This is a genomic window from Pseudomonas sp. 25 R 14 (genome assembly GCF_900004755.1).
Taxonomy (GTDB): Bacteria; Pseudomonadota; Gammaproteobacteria; order Pseudomonadales; family Pseudomonadaceae; genus Aquipseudomonas; species Aquipseudomonas brenneri.
The window spans coordinates 158,328-172,672 of the sequence record NZ_CVTS01000038.1; the positions used below are offsets into that span (position 1 = coordinate 158,328).

General features: G+C 60.3%; 11 protein-coding genes. 3 read left to right on the forward strand and 8 right to left on the reverse strand.

The window, feature by feature from the left end; genetic code table 11:
• Positions 1–63 precede the first annotated feature (63 nt).
• The 7 genes from BFQ03_RS10605 to BFQ03_RS10635 form a co-directional block, all read right to left on the reverse strand.
• Positions 64–1,401 (reverse strand): TolC family outer membrane protein, encoded by a 1,338-nt coding sequence (locus tag BFQ03_RS10605; RefSeq protein ID WP_065943047.1) that lies wholly within the window; start codon positions 1,399–1,401, stop codon positions 64–66.
• Positions 1,402–1,403: 2 nt separating this feature from the next.
• Positions 1,404–2,726: an HlyD family type I secretion periplasmic adaptor subunit gene (locus tag BFQ03_RS10610; RefSeq protein WP_032861144.1), complete on the reverse strand. Its 1,323-nt coding sequence runs from the start codon at positions 2,724–2,726 to the stop codon at positions 1,404–1,406.
• The gene (locus tag BFQ03_RS10615; RefSeq protein ID WP_032861145.1) at positions 2,723–4,474 is read right to left on the reverse strand and encodes a type I secretion system permease/ATPase; all 1,752 of its coding nucleotides are present in this window, start codon (positions 4,472–4,474) and stop codon (positions 2,723–2,725) included. The genes BFQ03_RS10610 and BFQ03_RS10615 overlap by 4 nt, the downstream gene beginning before the upstream one ends.
• A gap of 175 nt (positions 4,475–4,649) precedes the next feature.
• A complete protein-coding gene (locus BFQ03_RS10620) occupies positions 4,650–5,018 on the reverse strand; it encodes an AprI/Inh family metalloprotease inhibitor (protein ID WP_032861439.1) in 369 nt (122 codons plus the stop codon).
• Positions 5,019–5,090: 72 nt separating this feature from the next.
• Positions 5,091–6,539, reverse strand: coding sequence for a serralysin family metalloprotease (locus BFQ03_RS10625; RefSeq protein ID WP_032861147.1), 1,449 nt, complete (start codon positions 6,537–6,539; stop codon positions 5,091–5,093).
• Between the two features lie 414 nt (positions 6,540–6,953).
• Complete coding sequence (locus BFQ03_RS10630) at positions 6,954–8,054, reverse strand: DmpA family aminopeptidase (protein WP_032861148.1); 1,101 nt, start codon at positions 8,052–8,054, stop codon at positions 6,954–6,956.
• A gap of 9 nt (positions 8,055–8,063) precedes the next feature.
• Entirely contained in the window at positions 8,064–9,428 is a 1,365-nt protein-coding gene (locus BFQ03_RS10635; RefSeq protein WP_032861149.1) for an APC family permease, read from the reverse strand.
• Between the two features lie 284 nt (positions 9,429–9,712).
• On the opposite strand from BFQ03_RS10635, the gene BFQ03_RS10640 reads away from it, so the two are divergent.
• The gene (locus BFQ03_RS10640) at positions 9,713–10,507 is read left to right on the forward strand and encodes a helix-turn-helix transcriptional regulator (protein ID WP_032861150.1); all 795 of its coding nucleotides are present in this window, start codon (positions 9,713–9,715) and stop codon (positions 10,505–10,507) included.
• 45 nt (positions 10,508–10,552) lie between these two features.
• On the opposite strand, the gene BFQ03_RS10645 is transcribed toward BFQ03_RS10640, so the two are convergent.
• The gene (locus BFQ03_RS10645) at positions 10,553–12,178 is read right to left on the reverse strand and encodes a methyl-accepting chemotaxis protein (protein ID WP_032861151.1); all 1,626 of its coding nucleotides are present in this window, start codon (positions 12,176–12,178) and stop codon (positions 10,553–10,555) included.
• Positions 12,179–12,412: 234 nt separating this feature from the next.
• On the opposite strand from BFQ03_RS10645, the gene BFQ03_RS10650 reads away from it, so the two are divergent.
• Both BFQ03_RS10650 and BFQ03_RS10655 read left to right on the forward strand, forming a co-directional pair.
• Positions 12,413–13,840, forward strand: a complete 1,428-nt coding sequence (locus tag BFQ03_RS10650; RefSeq protein ID WP_032861152.1) for a nucleobase:cation symporter-2 family protein — start codon at positions 12,413–12,415, stop codon at positions 13,838–13,840.
• Positions 13,841–13,848: 8 nt separating this feature from the next.
• Positions 13,849–14,304 (forward strand): LEA/WHy family protein, encoded by a 456-nt coding sequence (locus BFQ03_RS10655; RefSeq protein WP_032861153.1) that lies wholly within the window; start codon positions 13,849–13,851, stop codon positions 14,302–14,304.
• Positions 14,305–14,345 lie beyond the last annotated feature (41 nt).

Sequence of the window (14,345 nt, forward strand, 5' to 3'; positions counted from 1 at the left end):
CCTTCCTCTTTTTATTGTGTTTGTTACGCCCCTGTAGGCACCGGCTTACCGGCCCCTACAGGGTCAGCGTTGGGCTGGGCCGAAGGCTTCGTCGACCTTGGCCAGGTCGGTGTCGCGCAGGCTGCCCGCGTAGTAATGCAATTTGGTCCAGGCCATCAGGTAGTCGTAACGGGCCTGGGCCAGGTCGCGACGGGTGCTGTACAGCTGCTGTTCGGCGTTGAGGGCATCGAGGTTGACGCGCTCGCCGCCAAGGATGCTTTGCTTGGTCGACACCACCAGCGCTTCGGCGGAGGCCAGGGCCTTTTGATAGGCGCGCAGCTTGCTCACACCAGACAGACAAGCGCTGAACTGGCGGCGCAGTTCGATCAGCGTTTCGCGGGTCTTGCCCTCCAATTCGTACTCGGCCTGTTCCATCGAGCGGGCGGCCTGGCGAGTGGACGCCGAGACACCGCCACCGGCATACAGCGGCACGCTGACTTCAATGCCGATGGTGTTGGTGTCGTAGCGCTGGTTGTAGGTGTTACTGCTGTCGGACTCTTGCTGGCGCGAGCTGGCGTAGGCAGTCACCCGTGGCAGGTGCCCGGCACGGTTGCGCTCCACTTCATAACGCGCCACTTCCACGGCCTGGCGCTGAGAGGCCAGTGTCGGGTTGTTGGTGATTGCCAGCTCATGCCAACTGTCATAGTTGGCCGGTGTCAGGGTGAAGGCGGCAAAGTCCTGATTCAACGGTGCCAGGTCGGCGATATCGACGCTGTGCACACCGAGCAATGCCCCCAATTCACGCAGCGACGCATCCTGCTCATCCAGGGCCTGGATCTCTTCGGCGGTGGCCAGCTCATAACGCGACTCCGCCTCCAGAATGTCGGTGCGCGTGCCCTCGCCTTGCTGGAACAGGTGCTGGTTCTGCTGGAACTGCTGCTCGAACGCCTTCTTCTTGGCCCGGGCAATCTCGATCTGGTCCTGGGCGAACAGGGCCTGGGTGTAATAGGTCAGTACCCGCACCAACAGCGCCTGGCTCTTGTCGCGGAAAGTCTCGTCGGCAAACAGCGCCTGGGCCACGCCCTTGCGGTAGTTGGCATAGGCTTCGTAGTCGAACAGCGGCTGTTGCAGGGTGAAGGTCGAGCCGAAGCTGTTGTAGTTGCGATCGTCGTGATAGTGACCACCACGGCCATCGGGCAGGTTGGCCTGGGAGTTGTTGCGGCCCTTGTTGTAGTTGTAGGACAGCCGGGGCAACAGGCCGGCGCGGCCAATGGTGCGGTTTTCCAGGCCGGCGTCACGCTCCTTGATCGCGCCAAGGAATACCGGATCATTACGCAGGGCCTGCTCATACACATCAAACGGTCCCATGGCGGCCTGGGCGCTGCTGCACGCGAGCAGCAAGGCGATGAACACTGGTTTCATGCTCATTCCTCGGTCAGCGCCGAGCCGGCACGATCGAGCAGCGGCTTGAACAGATAGTTGAGCAACGAGCGCTCGCCGGTACGCACAAACATCTCGGCGGGCATGCCGGGCTTGATCACCAGGCCGTGGAGTTTTTCCAGGGCGTCGTCGCTGACCGTGGTGCGCAGCACGTAATACGGCGCCCCGGTCTTTTCGTCGAGCATCTGGTCGGCAGAGATCAGGCTCACTTCCCCCGGCACCCGTGGCGTACGGCTCTGGTTGAAAGCGGTGAACAGAATGTCCACCGGCAGATGAGTGCCGACCTTGTCCACCAGGTTCACCGGCAGGCGCCCCTCCACTTCCAGGCGCGTGCCCTGGGGCACGATTTCCAGCAGGGTTTCCCCGGCCCGCACCACGGCACCTTCGGTGTGTACGCCGAGGTTGACGGCAATGCCATCGGCTGGGGCGTTGATTTCACTGTGTTGCAGGTCGAAACCGGCCGATGTCAGTTGTTGCTCCAGGGTCAGGCTGCGCAGTTGCGCGTCGGCCAACTGGCTGCGGACTTCCTTTTGATACTCCTCGCTGTGCTGTTGCAACTTGAGGCGTGATTCGAGAATGCCTTGCTCGATACGCCCGCTTTCACCGGTGTTCTGCGCCAGGTCCTGCTGCACCTGTGACAGTTGGCGCTGGTACTCCAGCAAGCGGTTGCGCGGGATGTAGCCATTGTCGGCCAACGGTTGCAGGTTGCTCAGTTGATCACGCAGCGATTGCGCCTGGGCGTTCAAGTCCGTGCGCGCACGGCGCATACCATTGAGCTGAGCGCTGGCGCCTTCGATACTGGCGCGGATCCCGGCCTGTTCGCGGGCAAAGGCCTCACGCCGGCTGCTGAACAACTGGCGCTGGCCCTCCAGCACCAAGGCCAGCGCAGGATCGGGGCTAGCGCTCAGTTCGGCGGGAAACATCACCGAAGGTAAGCTGTCGCGCTCGCTCTGCCAGCGGGCAACACTGGCCCAGGCCATGCGGTACTGGGCTTGCAGGGAATGCACATCGGCCTGGCTTTGGGTCTGGTCGAGGCGAAACAACGGCTGGCCTTGCTTGACCACCTCGCCTTCGCGCACCAGGATCCGGCTGACCACGCCAGGGCTCAGGGTTTGCACGGCCTTGCGTTTGCCGGACACCACCACCGTACCCTGCACAGGAATGCCCTGGTCCAGGGGCGCCAGGCTGGCCCAGAGGAAGAACCCGCCGGCACCGACCACCGTCATCAGCCAGCCCAGGCGGGAGAAAAAACGCGCATCGCGCTCGGGAAAGGTCTGTTCGTTTGGCAGGCTGTTATCGGTGCTCATTGGCCTGGATTCCTTGCCGCAGGGTATTGACGGTTGAGGCTGACGCCGGCCTTTTCACGGGGTTGTTCCGGTTGCCCGGACAGCGCTCGCAGCACCTCCTGGCTCGGGCCGAACGCTTGCAGGCGGCCCTCGTTGAGCACCAGCAGTTTGTCGGCCTGGGCCAGCGCCGAAGAGCGGTGGGTCACCAGGATCACGCTGCTGCCCTGGGCTTTCATCTGCATGATGGCGCTGGCCAAAGCGGCCTCGCCCACGGTATCGAGGTTGGAATTGGGTTCGTCGAGCACGATCAGGCGCGGCCCGCCATACAGCGCGCGGGCCAGGGCCACCCGTTGTTTCTGCCCGCCGGACAGGCCGCTGCCGTCGTCGCCCAAGACCGTGTCGTAGCCCTGGGGCAAGCGCAGGATCAAGTCATGCACACCGGCTTGCTGGGCAGCCTGCACCACCTGCTCGGGGTCAGCCTGGCGAAAGCGCGCGATGTTATCGGCGATGCTGCCGCTGAACAGTTCGATGTCCTGGGGCAAGTAACCGACGTGCGGACCGAGGTCGTCGCGGTCCCAGCGATGAATGTCGGCGCCATCCAGGCGCACCGTGCCGGCCAGGGTCGGCCACACGCCCACCAGCACCCGCGCCAGGGTCGACTTGCCGGAGCCGGAGGCCCCCAGCACACCCAGTACTTCGCCGGCCGCCAGGTTGAAACTGACCTGATGCAAGGTCGCCACCCGCCGCCCCGGAGGCCCGGCGCTGACCTGCTCGAAACTCACCTGCCCCTTGGGCGCCGGCAATGCCATGGCCTGCGCCCCGGGCGGAAACTCCTGCAACAGCTCATCCAGGCGCTGGTAGGCCAGCTTGGCCGAGCTCCATTGCTTCCACACCGCGATCAACTGGTCGATCGGGCTGAGCACTCGGCCCATCAGAATGGTCCCGGCGATCATCATCCCGGCGGTCATCTGGCCCTTGATCACCAACAAGGCACCGAGCCCCAGCACCAAAGATTGCAGGAGCAGGCGCAGGGATTTGCTCAGGGAACTGATCACCGAACCGGTGTCGCTGGCCTGGTTCTGCAAGCCGAGGAACCGTGAATGCACCTGGAACCAACGGCTGCGCAACGCCCCAAGCATGCCCATGGCCTGGATGGTCTCGGCATTGTGCAAGTGACTGGTGGCCAATTGGGTGGACTGCTGGGAATAACCGCTGGCTTCGCGCAACGGTTTTTTGGTCAGGTATTCATTGAGGCAAGCCAAAGCGATCAACAACACTGCACCCGCCGTGGCCAACACCCCGAGCCACACGTTGAACAGGAAGATCACCAGCAAGTAGATGGGGAACCACGGCGCATCAAAGAAGGCAAACAGCGCAGGCCCCGTGAGGAACTGGCGAATATGGGTCAAATCCCCCAGGGATTGCCCGGCGTGGCCTTCGCCACGTTGCAGGTTGCGCTCGAAAGCAGCCTTGTACACCTGCAGGTTGAACCGTCGCTCCAACTGGCTGCCGATGCGGATCACGATAAAGCTGCGCACCACTTCCAGGGTGCCGATAAAGGCAAAGAAGCCCACCACCATCAGGGTCAGCATGACCAGGGTGGTTTCGTTCTGTGATGACAGCACCCGGTCATAGACTTGCAACATATAAATGGACGGCACCAGCATCAGCAGGTTAATCAACGCCGTAAAACAGCCGACGCTGATCAGGATACTTTTATAAGCGCCAAGGGCCTTAAACAAGGGTGCGGCAGGAGTGGTCTTCGCCATGTTGCTTGATCTTCCCCGGGGCTGAAATACACACAGCAGTTTGCCCGGCGCGCCATAATGGGGCAGGCAACTACTTCAATCATGCTTAGTTCATCAAAAGTGACAGATAGACGACTGTCACTTTCAATAAATGACTCTACGGTCAGTGGTTATAACGATATAACCATTTGTTCAATTATTGTGTGCGCTGCAATATCAAGGCGAGTCCGGACTTGGAAGTCACCGTATATTCACCGTCTTTCTGCCGGCTCAAATGGGCAATCCCCGTCCCCTCGGCATTTATCAGCAGTATTCCATCTGGCGTGGGCAGCCATGTCTGGGGTTTTTCTCCCAGCCACTGTTGCGCACACTGCACATCCCCTTTGAGGCCGTTGGGCTGGGCAATCAGATCCAGCTCGCAGACCTGCTCCTGCTGTCGCAGCTGCCAATGGCCGGCCAGTTGCGTGGTGCTGGGTAAAACAAGACTGCTTGCCATTGCGTGGGCTCCTGCCGACACCAGCAATGCCGGGATCAACCAGGCGATTGCGTTGCGAAAAATAGTCATCACCATTACCCGTTCACGGGGTTGTTGCAAGCAAAGAGCAGCGCCAGGGCGCCGCCCTTCGTTAAGCCTTGATCAAGCCACGATGTCGCTGTAGGCCGCCTGGCCTACGGTGGTGACGAGGAAGTCCGCCACGCCGTGCCCAGAGAAGTCCACCGCCAACGTGCCCAGGTTGGTACCCGAGGCGTAGGTCAGCACGGCATCACCGGCGCTGCCTGTGAAGGCGTTGACGAAATTCAGGCCGCTCCCCTGGGTGATACCGGTCAGGTCGATCTTGTCCGAACCCGAGGTGAAGTCGAGGATCTGATCCGCTGCACCTGGCTTGGAATCGGAACTGGCACCGAACACAAAGGTGTCCGAACCCGCACCGCCCCACAGTTTGTCAGCACCGCCGCCACCGTAGATCAGGTCATTGCCGGCACCACCCTTGAGGGTGTTGGCCGCCGCATTACCGATCAGCAGGTCGTTGCCCGAGCCACCGAAGGCGTTTTCCACGGTCACACCCTGGGCGATCGACACGTTACCCACCAGGCCGCCCACGTCAGAGAACGAGGTCTCGTTGAGGTTGATTTTCTGGTTCTGGGTAAAGCCGGAGAAGTCCAGGGTGTCATTGCCACCGCCGTCCCACACCGAGAACACCAGCTTGTCGGCATTGGACGTGGCGCTGAGGTGGTCGCGCCCGGTGTTGGAGTTGAACCCGTAGGTGGTATCACCGGCACGGGTGTTGTAGTTGGCACCATAGAGCTTCTGGATTGCCGCAATATCGTCGATCAGCGGGCCGGAGGCATAGGCCTCTACCCCGCCCTTGGTGAAGTTCTGGTTGGTGTTGAACTCACTCCAGTAGCTCATGACGCTGTAGCCACGGGTGTCCTGGCCGTAGTCCGCGTCTTTGTAAGACGGGTTGCCGGTCCCGGCGTTGTAGTCGCCAGGGTGATCCAGGCCCAGGGTGTGGCCGATTTCGTGAGTCAGGGTCTGGCGTCCGTAGTTGTTCAGGCCAGGGTTGATGTTATCGGTGTAGCCTCGGTTGATCAGGTACCAGGAAGTGCCATCCGTGCCACTTGTGTTGTACTTCTCATTGGTGCCCGGCAGATAGGCAAAAGCCGCGGCGCCATCCTGGCCCGCACTGTAGTTGCCGAAGGTCATGTGGAAGTCGCCGCCCGAGGCTTTCTCGGTGAAGGTGACATTGGCCACATCGGCCCAGGATTGCATGGCCAGTACGGCCTGGCCTTTTTGCAGGTTGCTGAACTGGCTGAACCCGGAGATACCATGCTTGTTCATGGTCGCCGAGGAGGCCGAAGTCAGGAAGGTGTAGGTAAGATCGATCCTGCCGTTGCCGTCAACGTCCCGGTAGGCCGCGTTTTCGCGCAGCAAATGGTCCGCTGCCTGGTCGACAGAGAACGAAGGTTTGCCATTGACCGTGAGATTGCCGCCACGGTCATACAAATGGCTAAAGCTATCGATCTGTGAATAGGCACTACTTGCTTGAGCTGCCGAGACAATAGCTTTGTCTTTTACTTTCGACATAAACGTACTTCCTTGTTTGCAAGTGGAACAGTTTTTGTCCGATAGCGACGCTCTCCGGCGAGAGCGTCCTATCACTCGCCTCTTATGAAGGCGAAAGAAAACTGACACAATTTTAAATCAGACGTCCAGCACTTTTTTTGCCAGGAAAGTGCGCAGAACGAATAATGCCTGCAAACATTGGGAAATACGTCTTCTATCCTGCGTAATGAGCAGCGCGACGCAAGCCCGGCTATTTAAATATTAAATAATGCTAAACAGTTAAATGCCAGACAGGTCACATTTCAATATTGAATGGATCCAATATATTGAGTGGGGTGCACTTTTAAAGTGCCACCGTGTCATTGTAAATATTAAGCAGCCATTGTTTTATTATTATTGACAGCTTGCTAATACGTCGATGATTCGCTGGCGATTTCAAGGTCGTTGCCAACCAGTCTGGTGCAGCGCTTCGAGCAACGTCCGCCCATCCAAACCCGGCACCAGCACACCTTCGGCAGTGGTCATGTCCTCCCCTGCGAGGATCGCGTTGATGATGGCTTCTTCCACCGCCTCCGCCGCCGCACTGAACAACGGCGAAATATGATCGTTATTGACCATGTTCAGTGCCGTGCTGAGCGGTAAATCCTTGCGCCCGTAATCTGCCGCCGGCAGGTCCTGGTTGCCGGTGGCAAACGCCAGGAACAGATCGCCACTGGAATCCTCGGTACCGCCGCCGGTGCGTGCAATACCGATGGATGCGCGTTGCGCCAGGCGCTGACACTGGTGGGGCAATAACGGTGCGTCGGTAGCGATAATCACCACAATGGAGCCCATGCCCGGGGTGCCACGAGCGGCAAACGGCGAGGCAATTTCCATCAGGTGTCGCCCCACCGGATAGCCATCGACTCGCAGTTCCTGGCGCTTGCCGTGGTTGGCCTGCACCAGCACGCCAACGGTCCAGCCGCCCTGCTCCCCTGGCAACTTGCGCGAGGCGCTGCCAATGCCGCCCTTGAACTCATGGCAAATCATCCCGGTGCCGCCACCCACCGCGCCTTCCTGCACCGGGCCCGATTCTGCATTGGCCATGGCTTGGAGCACATGCTCCGGGCCGATGTGCTGGCCCCAGATATCGTTGAGCAGGCCGTCATAGGTTTCCATCACCACCGGCATGCACCAGTACACCGCCGGGTCAGCCAGGCTGTCGCGCTCCAGGGCGATCAAGGTGTCGCGCACAATACCGATACTGTGGGTATTGGTGATCGCCAGGGGCGTGGTCAACAGCCCGGCTTCGCCGATCCACTCAAGGCCGGTGGCGTCGCCGTTGCCATTGAGCACGTGATACCCGGCAAAACACGGCTGCAGGCGAGCAGCACCGGCCCGCGGCTGGATCAGCGTGACCCCGGTGCGCACCTGCTTGCCATCGATCTGCGCCTTGACCGTGCTGTGACCGACCCGAACCCCAGGGACATCGGTAATCGCATTCAATTCGCCGGGTATCCCCAGCCCCAACGTAATGCCCAATTGACGTGCGCGCATAATCACTCCTTACAGTTTCTGAAACGCCGGACTCGACCGGCCGCTGATGCAATACAGGACCACCGACAACGCCAGCAGGCCGATGATAATCATGATGTCGCGCATGGATGCTGCGATAAACAAGGTGAGCAACAGATAACCCGCGCCGGCCACGGCCAGCAATGCCGGTACCGGCCACAGGGGCATGCGGTACGGATGCTCGCGGTCGCGCAACAGCACCCGGCTCATCAGCGCGCTCAAGGCGACGATCAGGTACACCAGCATGATCAGCAACACACTGAAGGACGTCAGGTCGGCCAGGTTGGAGCTGAAACTGAGTAGCGCCGAAGGGACCGCCAGGAACAGCGTGGCCAGCCATGGCGAATCCCAGCGCGGGTGGATACGGGTGAAGAGTTTGTTGATGGTCGGTGTCCACAGCGCATCGCGACCGCTGCTGAACACTACCCGGCCGATCTGGATCACGATGGCGACAATCGCATTGAACACCGAGAGGAAGATCCCGGCACTGACCAGCCGCGACAGGGTTTCGTTGCCATGGCTGGTCAGCAGATAGCCGATGGGGTCCGGGCTGCTGATCATCTCACTGAGCGAGGGAGCGCCGATCAACAGCGCGGTGATTGGCACCAACTCGATCACCACCACCAGGCCCAGGGACCACAGCACTGCCTTGTGCACGCCCTTGCCGCCGCATTTCATGTCTTCGGCCAACAACACCGCCGGGCCATAACCATTGAACGAGAACAGGCCGATGCCGACAGCACCGATCACCAGGGCCCAGGGCGCGAGGTGCAGCACGCCGTTTTCGACGATCTGCGGCTGGAACAGCACGCTGGCGGGCTGCACCGGGTTACCGAAACCGATAAACACAATCACCAGCAAAGCCGCCACCTCCAACAGCAGGCAGGTGCCGGTAATCCATGCATTGAGCTTGATGTTGAGAATGCCCAGGGCGTAGCTGCACACCACAATCACCAGGGCCACGGTTTGTGAGTCGAACTTCGTACCCAAGGCGTTATTGAGGTAAGTCGCCGCGCCGGTGGCCAGGACCGGCGGGATAAACAGCAGCATCACCAGCACCGTGAGGAAGGTCGCGTAGCCGGCCATGCCGCCAAACACGCGCTTGGCGTACACATACTCGCCACCTGCACTGTTATGGGCGCGCCCCAGTTCGGCGTAGCAAAAGGCGAACATCAGCGCCAGCAGCCCGGCCATTACAAACGCCAGGAACACACCGCTCCCGGCTTGCTGGATTGCAAACGGGGCGATAACAAACACGGAACTGGCCGGAGTCACCGCCGAAACGGTAATGGCCACCACATCGAACACACTCAAGGTAGGTTTCAGCACGCCGTCGGGCGCGGGGGTTGTGCTCATATCGTTATCCTCTTGTTTATTCTTGGTTTGAGGCAGAAACGAAAAAGTAGGGGCGATCAATTTTTTTATTGTAGGAGCGAGCTTGCTCGCGAAAGACGTCAACGCAAACCCGTGCTGACTGGGTAACCGCAGCGCGCTCAGGTTTTTCGCGAGCAAGCTCGCTCCTACAGGGAATTTAGGTGTTGCCACTGCGCCGGCCAATTCCCCTATTGGAGTACTCCCCTTGACGGGGCCGGGTAAAAACCGAACCCTTGGCCAATCTTTCAGCCATCGGAACCCTTCACATGAGCCTGTTTCGGGAAATCGGCATGCATGCGGGCCTGGGCCGTACGGTGTCGCAAATTGGCACCGAGCGCTTCTGGAAGCAACTGGTGCTGTTGCTGCACCAGAACCTGGCCTTCGATAACGCCCTGGCGATCTTCTACCCGGTGGACGGCCCACCCCAGGCGCTGGAAGAGTACGACGCGCAGCCGACCAGCAAACCGGCGTCGATGCTGGTGTATCTCAATGGTTTGTACTTGCTCGACCCGTTCTTCCAGGCCTGCCGCGAAGGTTATGCCAGCGGCGTGTATCGCCTGGAAGAAGTGGCGCCAGACCATTTCCGCCAGAGTGAATACTTCCTCAATTACTTCCATGACAACGTGCTGGAGGATGAAGTGCAATTCATCCTGCAACTGCCCGGGGTGGGCACCTTGTCGTTGTCACTGGGTATGCAGCGGGTATTTACCGCGACTGAAACCGGGCTGCTGACGCTATTGGCGGCGTGGGTGCTGCCGTTGATGCAGCAGCATTGGCAGCAAAGCACCCAGCGCGCACCGGCGGGCGAAGCCATGGCCAGCCAGATACGCGATGCGTTGAGTCATTTTGGCAGTGGCGTGCTGTCAGAGCGCGAACTGGAAATCGCCCGCCTGGTATTGCGCGGGTTTTCGTCCAAGGCCATGGCCGAACGCCTGAGTATCTCGCCGGACACGGTCAAGGTGCATCGGCGGCACCTGTACGCCAAGCTGGATATCTCGTCGCAGCCGGAGTTGTTTTCGTTGTTTATCCAGTCGTTGGGGCATGACCTGGATAACCCCTAGGGACGCCGCCGCTTGCCCAATACCGCTCCCACACCCGTGATGTGATCAGATCACGAAGCGCGCGACCATCCCATTCAAGTCCACCGCCAGGCGCGACAGTTCATGACTGGCGGCGCTGGTCTGGTTGGCTCCGGCCGCTGACTGGGTGGCCAGGTCGCGGATGTTCACCAGGTTACGGTCCACCTCGCGGGATACCTGGGCCTGTTCTTCGGACGCACTGGCGATCACCAGGTTGCGTTCGTTGATCAGGCTGATGGACTGGGTGATCTGCTCCAGCGCCACACCAGCGGCGCGGGCCATTTCCAGAGTGCTTTGAGTGCGCTGGTTGCTCTGTTGCATGGACTGCACCGCGTCCCCGGTGCCGTTCTGGATCCCGGCGACCATTTTCTCGATCTCCTGGGTCGACTGCTGGGTGCGATGAGCCAGGGCCCGTACTTCATCGGCTACCACGGCAAACCCGCGCCCGGCTTCACCCGCACGAGCGGCTTCGATCGCCGCGTTGAGGGCCAGCAAGTTGGTTTGCTCGGCAATCGCCCGAATCACGTCCAGCACCTTGCCGATATCACGCCCCTGGGTGGCCAGGCCTTCGATCAGCACCGAGGTGTTCTGCACGTCCTGGGTCATGGTCTGGATCGCATCCACGGTTTCCACCACCCGGTCGCGCCCTTCCCGCGCGGCCTGGTTCGACTGGGCCGATGCCTCGGAGGTGGACACCGCGTTGCGCGCCACCTCTTCTACGGCGGCGGTCATTTCATTGACAGCCGTGGCGGCCTGGTCGATTTCATTGTTCTGCTGCTGCAAGCCCTTGGAGGCTTCTTCGGTTACCGCACTGAGTTCTTCGGCGGCCGATGCCAGTTGCGTGGCTGAACCGGCGATGTGCTGGATGGTCTGGCGCAAGTTACCCTGCATGGTCGCCAGGGCGCCAATCAGGCGGGCGGGCTCGTCCTTGCCGTCGTCCTCGATGACCTTGCTCAGGTCGCCACTGGAGATGGTTTGCGCGGCCGCCACGGCCTTGCGCAGCGGCGTGACAATGCTGCGCGTCAGCAGCCAGGCGAGCAATACGGTCATCAGCGCCGCGACTACCGACACCACAACTATCCCGCTGATCGCATCGTTATAGCTGCGACCGGCGTCTTCACCGGCCTGCTTGGCATCGGCGGCATTGATTGCAATCAACTTATTGAGCTGTTCGCCCATCTGATCCGTGCCGTCCTTGATGCGACTGTTGATCAAGGCGCGCATCTCCTCGACCTTGTTCTGCTGGGACAGCGCAAGCATTTCAGCCTGGGCTTTGAGGTAGTTGTCCAGCGTGGCCGCAAAGGTCTTGTACAACGCAGCTTCTTCGGCACCCGCCGGCGTCGCGGCATATCCCGCCTGGGCTTGCCGGGCCTTGTCGACCAAGACCCCGATGCGCACCTGAGCCTCTTGCAGGGCGACCGGATCGCGATTGACCAAGACACGGAATGACAGAATGCGCAGGCGCAACACGTTCTCGGTGATGTTGGCCAGGTAACCGACACTGGGCAACTGGTTGGTGCCCATGTCCAGCGAGGCCTGGCGGATCAGCGTCATACGGTTGACGGCAAACACCCCCAGAACAATCACTAACAACGCAATAAACGCAAAACCGAGAAACGCCCGAGGTGCGATGTTCAGATTACGAAGGGACATAGGAAAGCTCTCAAAGAGGGATGACTGCGAGCGTCCTTGCCACGACACGATCACTTAGCGTCAACGCGCTTAGATGACTGTTCGGCGCCACTGTTATAAAGGTTGTGTGGGCCTATAAGAGGTATCGGCCGGCTTGAGGCTTTTTGCATGGATCGGAGAAATATATTTTCACACTTTTGACAGCGGGCGCTTTCTGGCATCCTGCGCCTCCATTTTCTGACCCGAGCACGTATTTTGTCTGACGCTCAAGCCCCTCAGCCACGTTACAAATCGGACCTGATCTATGGTCTGGAAGACCGTCCGCACTTCACTGCGGCGATGTTTGCCGCCCTGCAGCATGTGCTCGCCAGCTTTGTCGGGATCATTACCCCGACCCTGATCGTCGGGGGTGTATTGGGCCTGGAAAGCGAAGTGCCCTACCTGGTCAGCATGGCGCTGTTCGTCTCCGGCCTGGGCACCTTTGTCCAGGCGCGGCGCTTTGGCCCGGTGGGCTCTGGCTTGCTGTGCCTGCAAGGCACCAGCTTTTCGTTCATCAGCGTGATTCTCAGTGCCGGATTCATGGTCAAGGCGCGAGGCGGCGGCACTGATGAAATACTCTCGACGATCTTCGGCATTTGTTTCTTTGCGGCGTTTATCGAAGTGGTGCTCAGTCAGTTCATCGGCAAGCTGCGCAAGCTGATTACCCCGGTGGTCACCGGCACCATCATCACCTTGATGGGCCTGTCGCTGATCAAGGTCGCCGTCACCGACATGGCCGGCGGCTACGGCGCCGCCGACTTGGGCGCGGCCAGCAATATGGGGCTGGCAGCCCTGGTATTGCTGACCATCGTGGTGCTCAACCGCTTCAATAACCCGTTCCTGCGCCTGGGCTCGATTGTCATCGGCCTGACCCTGGGCTTTATCGTGGCCTGGTGGCTGGGACGGGTCGACCTGGCGGCATTGCCTCAGGTGCCGCTGGTCAGCGTGCCGGTGCCGTTCAAGTACGGTTTCTCGTTTGACTGGGTGGCGTTTATCCCGGTGGCAGTGATCTTCCTGATTTCCCCGCTGGAAGCAGCCGGTGATCTGACAGCCAACTCGATGATTTCCCAACAACCGGTCAAAGGCCCGCTGTACATCAAGCGCATCAAGTCCGGCCTGCTGGCTGATGGCCTGAACTCGGTCATGGCCGCCACCTTCAATAGCCTGCCGATGGTGACCTTCGCCCAGAACAACGGCGTGATCCAGTTGACCGGCGTGGCCAGCCGCTACGTGGCGTATTTCATCGCCGGCCTACTGGTGTTGCTCGGCCTGTTCCCGATGATTGGCGCGGTGCTGCAACTGATGCCCAAGCCGGTATTGGGTGGCGCGACCCTGATCATGTTCGGCACCGTAGCCGTGGCCGGGATCAAGATCCTCGCCGAGGCCGGACTGCATCGGCGCAATGTGCTGATCGTGGCCATTTCCCTGGGGATGGGCCTGGGCGTGGCGGCGGTACCGGAAGTGCTGCGCGAACTGCCCAAGGCCTTGCATAACATCTTCGAGTCGCCGATTACCGTTGGTGCATTCTGTGCGATCCTGCTGAACATCTTCCTGCCTGAAGAGTTCATGGAACTGGAAGAAGATGAATTTGATCCGGAAGCCTCGACCCTCAAAGTGATGCAGGACCCGGACCCGACGAAATAGGAACCCTTATGCGCAGATTGATCGGCCTGACCCTGTCCCTGATATTGCTCAGCCTGAGTGCCTGCGCCCTGTTTCCCAATCGCGACCCGGTCAACATCAATGTGGTCGGGATCGAACCCCTGCAAAGCCAGGACCTGGAAGTGCGCTTTGCCGTCAAGCTGCGGGTGCAGAACCCCAACGAAACAGCGATCGACTACAACGGTGTAGCCCTGGATCTGGAGGTCAATGGCCGGCCGCTGGCCTCTGGGGTCAGCGATCAACAGGGATCTATCCCACGTTTTTCCGAGACCGTACTGATGGTGCCAGTCAGCGTTTCGGCGTTTTCGGTGTTGCGCCAGACCCTGGGCCTGAGCCAGACCCAGAGTCTGAACAACCTGCCCTATGTGCTGCGCGGCAAACTGGCCGGTGGGTTGTTTGGCACGATGCGTTTTGTTGATCGCGGCACGTTGGACTTACCCAAGTAAACAGCCTGGAGTTCACTGGCACATGGATGCGCTGGCTGCTC